The sequence below is a fragment of the Arthrobacter sp. B1I2 genome, assembly GCF_030816485.1.
GTDB lineage: Bacteria > Actinomycetota > Actinomycetes > Actinomycetales > Micrococcaceae > Arthrobacter.
In genome coordinates, this window is record NZ_JAUSYC010000001.1 from 3,876,392 (window position 1) to 3,891,574 (window position 15,183).

8 protein-coding genes and 1 pseudogene are annotated in these 15,183 nt (G+C 68.9%); all 9 read right to left on the bottom strand.

The window, feature by feature from the left end; translation table 11 throughout:
* Window positions 1-64 precede the first annotated feature (64 nt).
* The 9 genes and pseudogenes from QFZ57_RS18090 to QFZ57_RS18130 all read right to left on the bottom strand — a co-directional run bounded on the left by QFZ57_RS18090 (window position 65) and on the right by QFZ57_RS18130 (window position 15,126).
* Window positions 65-874: pseudogene (locus QFZ57_RS18090) on the bottom strand (inositol monophosphatase family protein).
* On the bottom strand, window positions 871-3,225 hold the full coding sequence (gene ligA, locus QFZ57_RS18095) for an NAD-dependent DNA ligase LigA (RefSeq protein ID WP_373461276.1): 2,355 nt from the start codon (window positions 3,223-3,225) through the stop codon (window positions 871-873). The pseudogene QFZ57_RS18090 and the gene ligA overlap by 4 nt, the downstream one beginning before the upstream one ends.
* Window positions 3,226-3,281: 56 nt before the next feature.
* On the bottom strand, window positions 3,282-3,806 hold the full coding sequence (locus QFZ57_RS18100) for a hypothetical protein (RefSeq protein WP_306901168.1): 525 nt from the start codon (window positions 3,804-3,806) through the stop codon (window positions 3,282-3,284).
* Window positions 3,807-3,871: 65 nt separating this feature from the next.
* Window positions 3,872-8,317, bottom strand: coding sequence for an FtsK/SpoIIIE domain-containing protein (locus QFZ57_RS18105; RefSeq protein WP_306901169.1), 4,446 nt, complete (start codon window positions 8,315-8,317; stop codon window positions 3,872-3,874).
* Window positions 8,314-9,018 (bottom strand): hypothetical protein, encoded by a 705-nt coding sequence (locus QFZ57_RS18110; RefSeq protein WP_306901171.1) that lies wholly within the window; start codon window positions 9,016-9,018, stop codon window positions 8,314-8,316. Before QFZ57_RS18110 ends, QFZ57_RS18105 begins: the two co-directional genes overlap by 4 nt.
* A gap of 97 nt (window positions 9,019-9,115) precedes the next feature.
* Entirely contained in the window at window positions 9,116-10,885 is a 1,770-nt protein-coding gene (locus tag QFZ57_RS18115) for a serine/threonine-protein kinase (RefSeq protein WP_306901173.1), read from the bottom strand.
* Window positions 10,882-12,858 carry an FHA domain-containing protein gene (locus QFZ57_RS18120; protein ID WP_306901174.1) on the bottom strand — a complete coding sequence of 659 codons (1,977 nt, stop codon included), beginning with the start codon at window positions 12,856-12,858 and terminating at the stop codon, window positions 10,882-10,884. Before QFZ57_RS18120 ends, QFZ57_RS18115 begins: the two co-directional genes overlap by 4 nt.
* On the bottom strand, window positions 12,845-13,780 hold the full coding sequence (locus tag QFZ57_RS18125; RefSeq protein WP_306631870.1) for a PP2C family protein-serine/threonine phosphatase: 936 nt from the start codon (window positions 13,778-13,780) through the stop codon (window positions 12,845-12,847). The genes QFZ57_RS18120 and QFZ57_RS18125 overlap by 14 nt, the downstream gene beginning before the upstream one ends.
* Window positions 13,777-15,126, bottom strand: a complete 1,350-nt coding sequence (locus QFZ57_RS18130; RefSeq protein WP_306901176.1) for an RDD family protein — start codon at window positions 15,124-15,126, stop codon at window positions 13,777-13,779. The genes QFZ57_RS18125 and QFZ57_RS18130 overlap by 4 nt, the downstream gene beginning before the upstream one ends.
* Window positions 15,127-15,183: the final 57 nt, after the last annotated feature.

The following is a 15,183-nucleotide window of genomic DNA, read 5'->3' on the forward strand; positions in this document are numbered from 1 at the left end:
ACCGGGGCCGCCGGCGGCTTTCACCGGGCCCGCAGGGAACGCCCGGCCGCCGAAAAGCAGTCACCTAGAGCGGAAACTTGCCGGACAGCTCGAGGCTGGCCGCGCACGTCCAGGCGTCGAGCCGCTCATCGTCGGTGGGGCCGCCGTCGAGCGGACTGGTCAGGCGTGGCCTGCGTACCCAGCAGCCGGCTTCCTCCGCGATCAGTGCCCCGGCCGAGAAGTCGTGCTCGTTCAGGCCCCGCTCGCCGTAGGCGTCATGCGTTCCGTCCGCCACCATGCACAGGTCCAGGGCGGCGGAACCAAGACGGCGGACGTCGGCGAAGCCGTCCATCAATGTGCCGAAGGCGGCAGCCTGCTGGGACCGGATTTCGGGCTCGTAGCTGAACCCGGTGGCCAGGATCTGACCGGTGCGGCCGGAGACGGGCCCCTCCAGCCTGGTGGCCTGTCCACGTACCTCCAGCCACGCGCCCTGGCCGCGGGCGGCGTAGTAGATCCGGCCCAGGGCAGGGGCATTGACGACGCCGGCCAGCCAGGTGCCATCGGCGTCGGCAACAGCCACGGAGGTGGCGTAGTAGACGATGTTGCGGATGAAGTTGGTGGTGCCGTCAAGGGGGTCGATGGATCAGCGGTAGCCCGTGGGATCGGCGGGGCGGGTGGTGCCCTGTTCCTCGCCGGTGATGCTGTCGCCGGGGCGGGCTGCGGCAATGACGTCCCGCACCGCGTTTTCGGCGGCAACGTCGAAGGCCGTGACCCAGTCCCCGGCCGCCCCCTTGTTGCTGGCATCCAGCGCGTTGCCATCCCGGCCGGAGAGGACCTTGGCACCGGCTGCGGCGGCCTGCCGGGCCACCTCCAGCAGTTCCGAAACGGACGTCATGCGTTCTCCTCCACTGCGGCGGGTACAGCCGCTTCCTCGTTACCGTCCTCGTCCGTCCCGGACCCTGCCGCCTCCCTCAAGGACGCCGCATCCTCCAGGGGCGCCGCATCCTCCAGGACTGCCGCATCCCCCAGGGCTGCCGGGCCGCCGTCGAGCAATTGCCGGAACCCGTCCTCGTCCAGCACGCGGATCCCCAGCTGCTCTGCCTTGTCCAGCTTGCTGCCGGCGCTTTCGCCCGCCACCACGTAGCTGGTGTTTTTGGACACGGACCCGGATGCCTTGCCGCCGCGGAGCAGGATGGCCTCCTTGGCCTCGTCACGGCTGAAGTTGGGCAGGGAACCCGTGACCACCACGGTCAGCCCTTCGAGCGTGCGCGGCATGGACTCGTCCTGTTCGTCCTCCATGCGCACCCCGGCGGCGGCCCAGCGGTCGATGATTTCGAGGTGCCAGTCCTCCGCGAACCATTCCTTCAGTGCGGCGGCGATGGTGGGACCCACCCCGTCCACGTGGGCCAGTTCTTCCTCGGAAGCTGCCCGGATGCGGTCCATGGAACCGAACGCCTGCGCCAGGGCGCGTGATGCGCGCGGGCCGACGTGCCGGATGGAGAGGGCAACCAGCACCCGCCACAGGGGCTGGGTCTTGGCTTTTTCGAGTTCCTTGAACAGTTTCTGCGTGGTGGCCGTGGGCTTGGACGGCGACTTGGCCGTGCCCTTGCTGAAGAAGTACGGCACCAGCTCGTACTCGCCCGTGGGGACGCCCTTGGATTTTTTCTCGCGGCGGATCCGGACATCGGCCAGGTCCTCCGCAGTGAGGTTGAACAGCCCGGCTTCAGAGGTCAGCGGGGGAACTTCGGGTTCGGCCGGCTGGGTCAACGCGATGGCCGCCTCCCAGCCCAGGGCCTCGATGTCGAAGGCACCCCGGCCCGCCACATGGAACACCCGCTCTCGGAGCTGCGACGGGCAGGATCTGGCATTGGGGCAGCGGACATCCACGTCCCCCTCCTTGGCCGGCGCCAGCGGAGTGCCGCAGGAGGGGCACTCGGTGGGCATCACGAAGTCCCGCACCGGCGGGTCCTGCTGGTCCCGGAGGGACAGGACAGGGCCCACGATTTCGGGAATGACGTCGCCCGCCTTCCGCAGGATCACGATGTCGCCGATTTTGACGCCCTTGGCCCTGACCACGTCCTGGTTGTGCAGGGTGGCCATCTCCACGGTGGAGCCAGCCACTTTGACCGGTTCCATGACGCCGAAGGGGGTCACGCGGCCGGTGCGGCCCACGTTGACCTGGATGTCCAGCAGCTTGGTGTGCACTTCCTCCGGCGGGTACTTGTAGGCCACGGCCCAGCGGGGAACGCGGGTGGTGTTGCCCAGGGCACGCTGGGTGGCAAAGTCATCCACCTTGATCACGATGCCGTCGATTTCGTGGAGCAGCTTGTGGCGCTGGTCGCCATACCGTTTGATGAAGCCCAGCACGTCCTCCCGGGTCTCCAGCACCTCGAAGTACGGGCTGACCGGCAGGCCCCACTCCTTGAGCAGCCCGTACGTTTCGGACTGGCTGCCGGCCCCAAGCCCTTCGCGGGCGCCGATGCCGTGGACGAACATCTTCAGCGGCCGCTTGGCCGTCTCGGCAGGGTCCTTCTGGCGCAACGAGCCGGCGGCAGCGTTACGGGGATTGGCAAGCGGCGCCTTGCCGGCTTCGATCAGCGCCTCATTGAACGCGGCGAAGGCTTTGGACGGGATGAAGACCTCGCCGCGCACCTCCATTTCGGCCGGGAAGCCGCTGCCGTGCAGTTCCTGCGGGATTTCCTTGATGGTGAGCAGGTTGTGGGTGATGTCCTCGCCGGTGGTTCCGTCGCCTCGGGTGGCAGCGCGGACCAGCCTGCCGTCGCGGTACAAGAGGTTGACCGCCAGGCCGTCGATCTTGAGTTCAGTCAGCCAGGCCGCCTTGGAACCACCGTCACGGATTTTCTCGATGCCGGCCTCGGCCCGGTTAAGCCACGCCTCGAGCTCCTCCAGCGAAAAGACGTCCTCCAGGCTGTACATCCGCTGCAGGTGTTCCACGGGTGCGAACGCGGCGGACACCTCGCCGCCCACTTCCTGGGTTGGTGAATCGTTGGCCACCAGCTCGGGGTGCAGCGCCTCGATCTCCTCCAGGCGGCGAAAAAGTGTGTCGAACTCGGCGTCCGATACCAGGGGTTCGTCCTCCTGGTAATACGCGAACCGGTACTTCCGCACCAGGTCCGCAAGGTTCTCGTATTCCTCGCGGAGGGCCTCGGTGGGGATCGCTTCGGGCTCGTGCGGTGCCGCGGTCCGGGTGGCGGTCTGTTCTGCGGGTCCTGGTCCTGTGCTCACAAACCTATCTTGCCCTACACCCGGGACAGTCAGTTGGCGGCCGGGGCAAACGGGTGTCAGTGCGAGCGGAGCCGGTTCCGGTTCCGGTTCCACCAGGCGAAGGCCCCGGCGGAAGCGCCCACCAGCAGCGTTCCAAGGGTGATGGGCAGAAGCGCAGGTCCGCCGGGGCCCTGGCTCCGGGCGGGCGCAGCGGCGGCCAGCCGGGAGGGCCCGGCGGATCGGGTGACCGGGCTGTTCCAGTCCTGTCCGCTGGAGGGGCCGGTAGGCGGCCGGTAGCCGGCAGCGGCTGAGGGGGTTTCAGTGGCTGGTTCGTCTGGGGCCACCTCTGTTGAGGCGGGGAGCGCGGCAGGGTCGGGAGTGTCTACCTGCGGCGGGGTCTCTGCCAGTGGCGGCTGCGGCTGGACAGGATGGGCGGGCGCGTCGGCCGGGGGCGCCGGCTGGGCAGGTGGCTGGACCGGCTCCTTGGATTTCCGCGGCCGCCCGGTTTGGCCCGGCTCCGGGTTGTTGGCAAGGACGGGCAGGCAGAGAAGCCCGCAGTCTGACCTGGCCTGGGTCCCTGAAACTGTGGAGGGCGAGGGCATCTTCTACAGCGCCCTGCAGGGCCGCAAATTCCAGCAGATCGCGGCCCCGCCGTCACAGGCCTGGTTCAGTCCCGGTTTTCAGGCGGCAGCGCCACCTGGATCTTCCGTGCCTTGCCGCGTCCCACCACATACCCGCGGCCGGGGATGAAGTCGGGGCTGACCCTGCCCAGGGACGTGTTGAGCAGGCTGTCGCCTTCAATGTCCCCGGGGTTGAGCAGCAGGCCGCGCCGGCCCGACTTGAACGGCTGGGCAAGCTGCCAGGCGGAGGACCAGGTGGAGGACTCCGACTCCCCCACCACCCATTGGTCTGCCTTCAGCGATGCCGTGACCAGCTGCGCCATCCCGGATTCGGCGATGGTGTCGGTGAACTCCGTGAGGCCTTCAATGAAGATGGCCACAGTTCCCGGGTTTCCGGTGGAGTGTTCCACCAGGTCCTCCACCACCTCGGCGAGGTCGTCCGGACCCACCACGGCGCGGTTCCAGATAGGGAGGGAGGCGACGGCGGACCGGCGGGACGCCAGGTAGATCAGCTCGACGGCGGGGTTGGACCTGCGCAGGGCGTACGCCAGCGTGACCAGCGCCACGGTACGCCCGGCTCCCGGCGGGCCTGCCAGCAGCAGCGGGCCGCGCGCCATGATTTCCGCCGGCTGCAGGGACTCGTCGTCCACGCCGATGACGGGGAGGTCCGGGCTGCCGGCGGGCAGGACATCCAGGTCCACCTGCTCGGGCAGCCGCTCAATGCCCGGCGCGGTTTCCAGGCCCTGGCGCAGCATGGCCTCGCTGAGCTTGTGGACTTCGCGGGCCTGCAGGGCAAGGTTCGAGTTGCCGCCGAGGACGGCCAGCTGGACTTCAAGCCCGTCCAGCAGCCCGCGGCCCGGGGGCGAGGTGGCGGTGAGGACGTCCCGGGGCACGTCCAGGGAGATGTAGTCGTCCTCCGAGGAGAGGCGCAGGACCAGGCGCCGCTGGATGGAGGCAAGCAGTGAGGCAGGGACGGCGTTTGGCCGGTCCCCCGTCACCACCAGGTGGATGCCCAGGGTCCGGCCGTCGGTGGCCAGCTGCAGGAAGATGTCCCAGAGCCCGGAGAGCTTGCTGTGCTCATACGCTTCACGGAAGGCGGACATGCCGTCCACCAGCACGAAGATCCGTTTCTCGTCCGGCCGGTTGGCCAACTTCCGGTACTCCACGATGGTGGACGCCCGCACCTCGGCGAACTGCGCGGAACGCAGCTCGGCGATGTCCCGCAGGAGGCGCAGCAACCGCCCCACGCGTTCCACGTCGTCGCCATTGATGATCTCGCCCACGTGCGGAAGCTCCTCAAGCATCCGCAGCCCGGCAGAGCCGCAGTCGATCCCGTAAACGTGGACCGGGCCGCCGCGCGGGGTGACGGCCGCAGCGATCGCAATACCCCGCAGGGCGGCGGACTTGCCGGAACCGCCCGTGCCGTAAATGGCCATATTGCCGTCCCGGTCCGGTTCGTAGAACACGGTTGGCTGGTCCTGGTGCACAGGGTCATCCGCCACACCGAGCAGCAGCTGTTCGTCGGTGCGGGGATTGGGCAGCTTGGAGAAGTCGTAGGTCTTGGCCAGTTCGTCCAGCCATGGCTTCCGTGGCGGCTTGATGGCCAGGGTGTCCGCGGCGTGCACGATGGTGGAGGTCATCCTGGCGATGTCGTTGGGGCCGGCCGGTTCCGGAGCCGCAGGTTTGTCAGGGGCAGGGGCTTCCCAGCTGGGACCGGAGCCGAAGGCCATCTCCACGATGTCGATCTGGGGACGCTGGGGCTTATCCGTGGTCCAGCCGCCGGCGTAGCCCGTCTGGAATCCCTGGATCCGGCCAGGCCCGGTCTTGGCGGCACCGCGGCCCGGAATGGCGGGGTCGAAATACGCTGCATCCGGCACCCCGAGGATGTCGGTGGCATCCTCCTCGTCAGCCATGCGCAGCGCCACGCGGAGGTTGGTGTTGGCACGGAGGTTGTCCTTGATGACACCCGCCGGCCGCTGGGTGGCCAGGATGAGGTGCAGGCCCAGGGAGCGGCCACGGGCAGCCACGTCCACCACGCCGTCCACGAACTCCGGCACGTCACTGGCCAGCGCGGCAAACTCGTCCACGATGATGATCAGGTACGGCGGTGCATCCGGGTCCGCCTCCCGGTGCAGGGCCAGCAGGTCTTTGGCTTTTTTACGGTTCAGGAGCTGCTCACGGTAGTGCAGCTCCGCGCGCAGGGACGTCAGGGCCCGCCGGACCAGGTGCGGGGAAAGGTCCGTGACCAGGCCCACCGTGTGCGGAAGGTTGATGCAGTCCGCGAACGCAGCGCCGCCCTTGTAGTCCACGAAAAGGAAACTGACGCGGTCCGGGCTGTAGGCCGCGGCCATGCCCATCACCCAGGACTGCAGGAACTCGGACTTGCCGGCGCCTGTGGTGCCGCCCACCAGAGCGTGCGGCCCTTCGTTCTTCAGGTCCAGGTACAGCGGCTCGATGCCTTTGGACCCAACCAGGGCCCGGAGGGTGCCGTTGTCCTTGCGGTTGGCCACGGCGGTGGCGTGCACAGAGTTGTTTTCCGTCCAGCGCTCGGCCACGGCCTGCGGGTTGTCCAGGAAGTCGTTGCCGATCAGGGTTGCGTAGGAGACGGCGCGGGGCAGGTCGGAGTCGTCGTTGACGGGTTTGCCCACGTCCACCACCGGTGCCAGCATCCGGGCGAGCTGGGCCGCGAGCTCCGCGTCGACACTTTCGCAGCTGACCGGGTAGGTGTGGCGGCCCAGGCGGACCTGGCCGGTGGTGGTGCCGTGGTCTCCGTCCACCACCATGAAGTCGCGGCAGGCGGCAGGCAGCGCCTGGACCTCGGTGGCAACCCACAGGACGTGCACACCTGAGTCGGGACCCCGTTCGGCCAGCCGGGTGAGGCGGCCGCGGTCCACGGGCGCGTCGTCTTCCACGATGACCAGCACGGACGGGAGGACCGGCTCTTCGAGCTCATGCTTCAGGGGGTCGATGCCGGGGCGCAGATCGGGGCCGGACCGTTTGGCCGCCGCTTCGCGGGCATCCACCAGGTCCTCAAGGCGGGCAACCAGGGAGGAGCCGCCGGCGGAACCGGCAGCCAGGTGGTCCCCGCCCAGGGGGCTGTGGCCCGAGCCCACGTGCGGCAGCCACTGCAGCCAGTTCCAACGCCCGCGGGACTGGGCGGAGGTGATGGCGGTGAGGACCACCTCGGCCGGGGAATGCAGTCCCACCAGTTGCAGCACCATGGCACGGGCTACGTCGTCCACCAGGCCGCGGGCGCCGGCAATTCCCAGAGCCCCGGAGGTGCGCAGCTGGGACACCACGGGGACGCCTTCGATCTCGCTGAACTGCTTGATGCAGTCCTGGATTTCGCGGCTGTACTGGACCTCCGTGTCGTTATTGGAGGGCTCCTCCAGCGGAATTCGGGAGGGCGCGGTCCCCAGTCCGAACCGCAGGCCCAGGAAGGAGGAGTGCTCCGGCCGGTGTGTCCACAGCAGCGGCCCGAGCTTGTAGATGGCGTCCACGGTGTCGCTGACGGACGGTGCTTCCTGCAGCCGGACCGCCCGTTCCACCTGCTGCAGCTCGGTGAGGTCCTGGCGGAAGGCTGCCATGGAGGCGCGGAACTGCTTGAGCTGTTCTTTTTGCTGCTTCCGGGTCCGCATCTTCTGGTCCACGTAATGGCCCACGATGAACAGGGGCATCATCAGCATGAACACCATGGAAAGCACGTTTTGAGTGACCGCAAAAATGACAGCACCCATCATCAGGGGCGCCACCAGCATGATGTAAGGGAACGGGTGGTCCTCGGGGCGCTTGGGCCCGGCAGGAAGGACCCGCTTGGGCACTTCGAAGCGGGGAACCACCCGCGGCGAGCGGTTGAAGTCCACCAGGGGCGACGTCGGTGCTGCCGCGTGGTTGTGCCCCAGTGGCACCACGGTGACGGTGGTGTCACCCAGGGTGACGGTGTCGGAGGAGTTGAGGGTTGCCCGCGTGACGGGCAGGCCGTCCATCAGGAGGCCGTTCGCGGAGTTGGTGTCAACGATCTCGATGCCCTCGCCCACCGTGATCCGGGCGTGCCGTTTGGAGGTGAGCGGGTCCGCCAGCCGGATGTCCACGTCCCGGTCCCGGCCGATGTAGCTGGTACCGGTGGGCAGCGAAAATTCGCGCCCGACGTCGGGCCCGGACAGCACGCGCAGGGTCGCCGCCGCCGGTCCCCGGCCGGCGCCGGCCTCGTGGAACTGCTTGCTGACCTGGGCCAGCGACACCACCGAGCCGGGACGCAGGCCTGATTCCAGGAGGTTGTCCTCCCGGGCCAGGATGTTCCCGCTGATGCCGGCGCCCACGAAGGCTTCGTCGATGCGCAGGGAAAGGTTGTCCGGGGCAGGCGTGCCCTTGCGGTCCGGGTCCGCCGCCCACAGCACGGTGGCGATGTCGGCCACGGTGGCCATGCCGTCCACCGTGACGGCCAGGTCCTTGGCGTCGGCGGGTTCGCGGCGGAGTGTCAGCCGGATCCTCATCCTTCGTCCACGCCCCTCATCTTTTCCAGCAGGTACAGGTCATCGGAGGTCACCAGGTGCGTGGTGACGGCGTGCTCCACCAGCCGTGCCCGGCGGTTGGTGGCGAGCTTGCCGCCGCCGCCCCGCAGTCCCACAACGCCCACCCGGTCCAGCTTGTCGCAGACGTTGTCCAGTTTGCGGTTGAAGCGGGTCAGTGCCCAGCCCAGGGTCTTGGCGGCGGCCGCGGAGGACGGGATGCTGCTGAAACCGGTGCCTTCGCGCCGGAGCACAGGCTCGGCGAGCGCCACGATCAGCGCCTTCTGCGCGTCCGTGAAGACCACGGGTCCGATGGTGGTGTCCCCGCTGCTGGCGCCCTCCCTGGCTTCCTGCCGGAAGGACGGCGTTTTCAGGTGCACGGCGAACTCATAGGTGGTGGGCCCGGCCGTGAAGATGACGTTGGTGTGGCTGAACACGAGCGGTATCCGGGCGCCGGGTGACAGCCAGGCCTGCATGCCGCCGGAGGCGTCGGCCACCGTGGCCGAGAGCATGCCGCCCACGTTGCTGAGCCACCAGATGCCGTCATAGCGGGCCACCTGCAGGAACTGCCGGTGCAGGTACGGGTTGTCGTCCACCTCAAGATCGCCTTCGCGGCCGATATTGAAGATGTCCTCATCCGATGGTTCGTACCACTCGCCACAGAAATCTATTGCTAGATCCCCCATGATCTGTGCCTCCTCAAGGCAGAACTGTTCCGGTAGCCGGAGTGCTGATAATGCGGTGTTGCCAGGTGCGCATGCAGGGATGCCATACGGCCGAAGATCACTTTTCGGTGCAAGCGATGGAGCCGGACTCCAGCGGTGAAAAGGCACCGTCCGAGCGGACGATCATCACCTGGACGCAGGTTTGTCCGGAAGGATTGGACCTGAGCCGGACAGGCGCCTGCTCAATCGACTGGTAGTCTCCCCCGCCGCCGATGGTGTACACCCTCCATTTGTAGGTGTCGCCCGGCTTGGGATCCGGATTGTTCCAGTAGAAGGAGGCCTCGCCGTTGATGTCGACTGTTCCGGACAGGCCCTCTACGTCGGACACGGTGCCGTTGTTCAGGGCGTCGGCCGGCGGTTTGCTGACCTGTTGGGTTTCCACAACCTTGGGGGTGCCTGTGGCGGTGTTGGCCACCACGACGCCCACCACTGCCGCCAGCGCCAGGAGGGTGCCGCCGGCGAGTGCGAGCCAGAGGTTGCGCTTGCCGTGGTCCGCTTCCGGTGCCGCTTCGGGCTCTTCCACTTTCACGGGCCGGTGCACTGTTGCATCGGCGGTGTAGGCAGTGTCCTGCCCTGCTCCCCTTGCGTCCGCTATGGGGGCGCCGTAGCTGGCCGCTCCTGCGCCGCCACGCAGGATGGTGGACTGGGCCCACTCCCCCTGCCCGGCGCCGTCGGCCGCGTCCGCTGCAGGATCAGCCGCTCCGATGGTGCGGGCCGGAATGTGCGGCACTGCCGGGGCAGGCTGCCGTTGGCCTGGGGCGGCAGGAGTGAAGGACGACGGCGGGAGGGCGCCGCCCCTGCGGCCCGTCGCGTCAGTCCCGCTGCCGGGTGAGGTGGGGCGGGTGCGCGCGGGGAAGGTGGGTGCGCTGCCGGTGCGCTCCGGATCGATGGCGGCGATGCTGCGGACGCGCGTCTCCTCGCTGCCGTCGTCCGGGTGGCTCTCCTCCAGCTGGGGCTCCTCCAGGACCTCGAAGGGCGTGACGGAAAGGTTGAGCTCGGCCTGGATGCGCTGCAGGGCCAGGGCGAAGGCGTGCGCCGAGGAGTACCGGGACTGCGGCTGCTTGGCCATGGCCGTTGCCAGCGCCAGTTCCAGCGATTCCGGCACATCGGCACGGCCCAGGCCCGGCAGCGCCATGTTGCTGATCCGGTTGATCAGTTCGCGCTGGGAATTGTCCGCGCCCGGCATCACGAAGGGCGAGCGGCCTGCCAGCAGGGTGTAGAGCGTGGCGCCGAGGGCCCACACGTCCACCATGATGCCGTCAACACCGCCGTCCCGGAACTGCTCGGGCGGGGACCAGGGAATGGACATACCCGATTCGTCGTCCGAATCCCCTGCCAGGGTGCCCGAGATGCCGAAGTCGGTGAGGGCCGGACGGTTGTAGTCCGTCACCAGGATGTTGGCCGGCTTGATGTCGCGGTGGGCGATGCCGGCACGGTGGGCGGTTTCGACGGCGGAGGCCACCTGGATGCCAACGGCCAGGACCTCGTCCACGCTGAAGCGCTGCCGCCGGTACCGTACGTCCAGGCTGGGACGGGAGCAGTACTCCATGGCCAGGTAGGAATGCCCGTCGTCCGTTACTTCCGCTTCGAAAATGGTGACGATGTAGGGGTGCGAGGAGAGCTGGGCCATGAGGTTGGCCTCGGACTCGAACCGCCGCCGCGCGCCCTCGGTCTTGAGGTCCGAAAGCAGCACCTTGACGGCGACTTTCCGGCGCGGCCGGTCCTGTTCGTACAGGTAGACGTCGGAAAACCCGCCGGAGCCCAGCAGGCTGATGTACGTGAACCCCTGGATGCGGGGCGGCGGCGCAACGGGCCGTTTGGAGCTCAAGGAATCTCCTCAAAACGCAGTGAGATGTTGTCGCCCAGCTCTGCGATGTCGCCGTCCAGCAGGATGGCCATCTCGTTCTGGGCCAGGCGGCGCGGCGGCTGGCCCTCCCGGACCAGGACGGTGCCGTTGGTGGCCTTGAGGTCGCAGAGCATCACGTGCCAGCCCTCGAGCCGCACCTCAACATGGGACCTGGAGATGTCCCCGCCCGGGCTCGCCACCTGGACGAGCCGCGGCATCACACCGCCCTGGACCCGGGACACGGACGGCTGCCGGCCGATGACCATCGACTGGTCGAGGTCCAGCAGTTCGCCGGTGGACAAGCGCATCCGCCCCAGTCTCGGGCGGGAGACCTGCACGGCATCCGGCAACAGTGCCGCCCCGCAGGCCCTGCACTGGGCACGGGTGGGTGGATTGGCGTGGCCCTGTGCGCAGACGCGGGCCAGTACCAGCGGGCCCCCGGCGGCGTCCTGTTGTGCGGCCGGTGCCTTGGCCGCCGGACCGGACGGCGTTCCCGGAAGGCTGCTTTTCATGACCGTCTGGCCGTCGTGGTCGGGGTCGAAGCCGGCAGCCGGTTCCTGGGCAGGGGCGGGTATCTGGGAGGTTGCAGCCCCGGCAGCGGGCATTTGCGCATTCTGTGGCGACGGCGGGGTGCCAAGGGTTGGCGGTGCGCTGGGCGCTGGCGCTGCCGCTGCTTTCTGGGCGCCGGGCGCCGCTCCCCCCGTGCGCCAGGGTACAGAGTCGATGAGGACGCCGGTGGAAGCAGGACGGGGCGGGACGGCAGCCTCTTCGTCCGTGCTGGTGCCGGCTCCGGATTCCTGCCCGCCTTCGCCTTCCGGTGCTGTCCCCGAACCGGCTGACGGGACGTCCGGGCCCGCGTCCGCCGCAGATCCAAGGGCGGCCAGCGGTTCCGCGGCGGGCAGGGCAGGCGTCTGCTGCGGGGAAACGTGGCCCGAATCGGCATCGGGTTCCTCACGCACGGCGGCGTCTTCGATGTTCCGCATCACGGTGCGGTCCCACAAATGGTCATAGGACGAGGTCATCTCCACGGCAGGTGAGGCATCCGCTTCGTCTGGGGCAGCGCCGGCCGGGTCTGCACTGGTTGCGTCCAGGCCGATGGGTTCACCCGCGGCTGCCCCAATAAACTCCCCGTCCGAACCGATAACGGCGTCAGGGGCAATAGTGGCGTCAGGATCAAGGCCACGCGCGGCGGACGCTGGATCCAAATCCCCGTCATCCGGGCGTTCATCGTCCGGGTCCTCGTCAATGACTCCCAGCACCGTCTCGGCAGAGGCCCCGTGCTCGGGAAGGAGCGTGGTCTCGGGCAGGAGCGTGGTCCCGGGCAGGTCCTCCGGCTCCGGGAGAACGGCAGCAGGCGGCATATCGGTGGCCGGCACAACGGCGGCGGGAGGATCCACTGCAGCAACGGCTGCAACAGCGCTGTCCGCTGCAGCCGCACCGACGACAGCAGCCGCACCACCGGCAGCGGCGGGGCCATCGACAACAGGCGGGCCGGACGGCGCACCCAGGGTCAGCGACTGCAGCAGCACCACGCCCTCACCAAGCGGCAGTTCAGGTTGTCCAGCAGCTTGCCCCGCAGCACGGGTGCCATCACCTGCGATATCCACCCGGCACGTGCCGGGTACCACGAACCTTCGTTCGTTCCAGGTGGTCACGTCCCGTCCGTCAAGGTCCACCGCTCCCCCGGGCTGTTCCACGGTGAGGGTGATGCCGCCGCGCAGGAAGACCCGCAGCGACCCGTTGAAGTCCAGGATGCCGAAGGCCGGCATGCGGGTGAGGGATCCGCCGCAACTGGTGGTCACGGCCGCGAGGACTTCGTGCGGCTCGGGCCGGCCGGCCAGGAGCTCCCACAATGCACCCGCCAGTTCAGCAGGGGATTCGGGGCCCAGGAGCACTGCGGTGCGGGACCTGACAATGCCCAGCCAGGTGCCGGGAACGTAGCTAGCGGCGGTCATCGTCCGGCTCCCCGTCGTTGTCGGCGGCGTTCTCCGCCGGGTCGGGCAGGGGCTGCGTCACGGCTTCGGATGCCTGCGGCCGCGGCAGCGTCACTTCGTCCCCGTCAGCGGAGGTGAGGCGGGGCGCGGTGGTGCCCGCGCCGTCGTCGTTCGACACGTTCCTTGCGTCCACCACGATGGCCGTCACGTTGTCCCGCCCACCCCTGCGCAGCGCGGCCTGGATCAGGGCGTCCACTGCCTCCTGCGGCTCCGCCACGGTGCTGAGGATCCGGAGGATGTCGTCGTCTGCCAGTTCCCCGGTCAGGCCGTCGGAGCAGACCAGGACACGGTCGCCTTCCTCGACGGGGAGGAGCCAGTAGTCCGCCTCCGTCTCATCCCCCGTACCCAGGGCCCGGGTGACCACGTGCCGGCGGGGGTGGACGGTGGCTTCCTGGGCGGTGATTTCGCCCGCGTCCACGAGTTCCTGGACCTCCGAGTGGTCCACGCTGATCTGTTCGAAGCGTCCCTGGCTGAGCCGGTAGGTGCGGGAGTCGCCGATGTTCAGGACCAGCCAGTACGGGATGCCCATCTGTTCCACGATGACCGCGCCGGTGAGGGTGGTCCCGGCACGGGCTCCGGTGGCCTCACGGATGGAGTTGTCCGCACGGACCAGGTACTGCTGGAGGACGGCCGCCGTGATGCTCCGCTCCCCCGTGGCCACCTGGGGGATTCCGGCGAGGGCCCGCACGCACAGGCCGCTGGCGATTTCACCGGCCTCATGCCCGCCCATGCCGTCAGCCACGGCGAAGACGGGATCGGCGGCGATATAGGAGTCCTCGTTCAGCTCCCGGCGGAGTCCCCTGTCCGTCCCGTAGCCGTAGGTGAGGCTAAGTCCCGGCCCCGGCTGGATGGTTGGGGAAACACTGGCGGGGTGCTGGTTCATGCCTGTCCTAGGTAAAAGGTACGGTCTCCAAAGTGCACGGTGGATCCCGGGGTAACAAACGTGGGGACGCCCGGCACCAGGGGGGTGCGCAGGCCGTCCGGGGTGGTGACGGCGCTTCCGTTGGTTGACTGCCGGTCCGTCACCCAGATGCCTGCGCCGTCGGTGAGCAGGTGCAGGTGGGTCTTGGAGATGGAGCGCCCCGGATCATCCACGGCCAGCAGCTGGGCGTGCTGTTCCCCGGCCTGGCCCACGGGGTTGCGGCCCACCAGGACGCTGCGGTCCAGCTGGAAGTCGCGGCCGTCGTCCAGGCGGATGCGGAGGACGGCCACGGGGGCCGGACCGCCGGTTCCGGGGCGCACCTGGGTGCGTTCGACGTCGTCGTCCACGTGCTGCGGAGCCACCCGGTGGCCTGCTGCGGAACCGGCTGGAACGGCACCTGGCAGGATACCCTGCGGCACACCCTGGGCAGAAGCGGCCGGCGGCGCGAACGACGCCGGCGCGGTATAGGGCATCGTCTGCGACGGCATGGTGGCCGACGGCGAAGGTGCCGGGGGCGCCGGAGCGTGCGGCACCTGCGGGTAGGCTGCCGGCGTCTGCGCTGCTGGGGCTTGCGGCACCGGCGCGTGGGGTGCCTGCTGTGACGGTGCTTGCGGCGCCGGCGACGGGGACCCGGCAGCGCGGGGTGCGCTGGCGCCGGCCACCGGGGACAACACCTGCTGCACGGGCGGAAGGTCCAGGGGCGCGAAGCTGTACGGGCCCTGGATGCCGCCGGTGGCGATGGGGTCGCGGCCTGCCTTGACGTCGAAAACCAGGGTCTTGGCGACGGTGTCATTCCAGCCGCGCAGGCCGCCGTTCTTGTCCCACCGGTTGGAAACAACCACCAGCACGGCCCATACCGAGCCGGCAAGGAGCAGCGGACCAACGATGAACAGGGCGGCGTCGAACCACTTGAAGACTACTACCAGCACCGCAGACAGCACGGCCAGCAGGATGCCCGCCCCCGTGATGAGGCCCCGCAGGAACACAGCACCGGCGCCCGGCGCATAGCCGTCCTGGTCCGCGCTGCGGATACCCATCAGCAGGTTGCCGGGCGTCTTGCCGGTGCGCGCCTCCAGGCCGAGAACCACGAACAGGTAGGCCAGGGTCAGGCCAAGGCCAATGCCGCCGAACAACACCAGGGAGGAGGTGTCATAGACAATAAAGCCGCCGCTCCTGGTCCGGCTGATCCCGGCGAATCCAATGGCAAACGTCACCACCAGCACCGCCACGCCGGGCAGCCAGTCGATGACGGCAGCACCAAGCCGCTTGCCCGCCGCAGCCGGAACAAGCTGAAGGTTCACTGCCATTCCCGTTCCTCCCCCTGGAGCGGCCTCCACCCTTGCGGAGCCGCCGGTCCTGCCCGG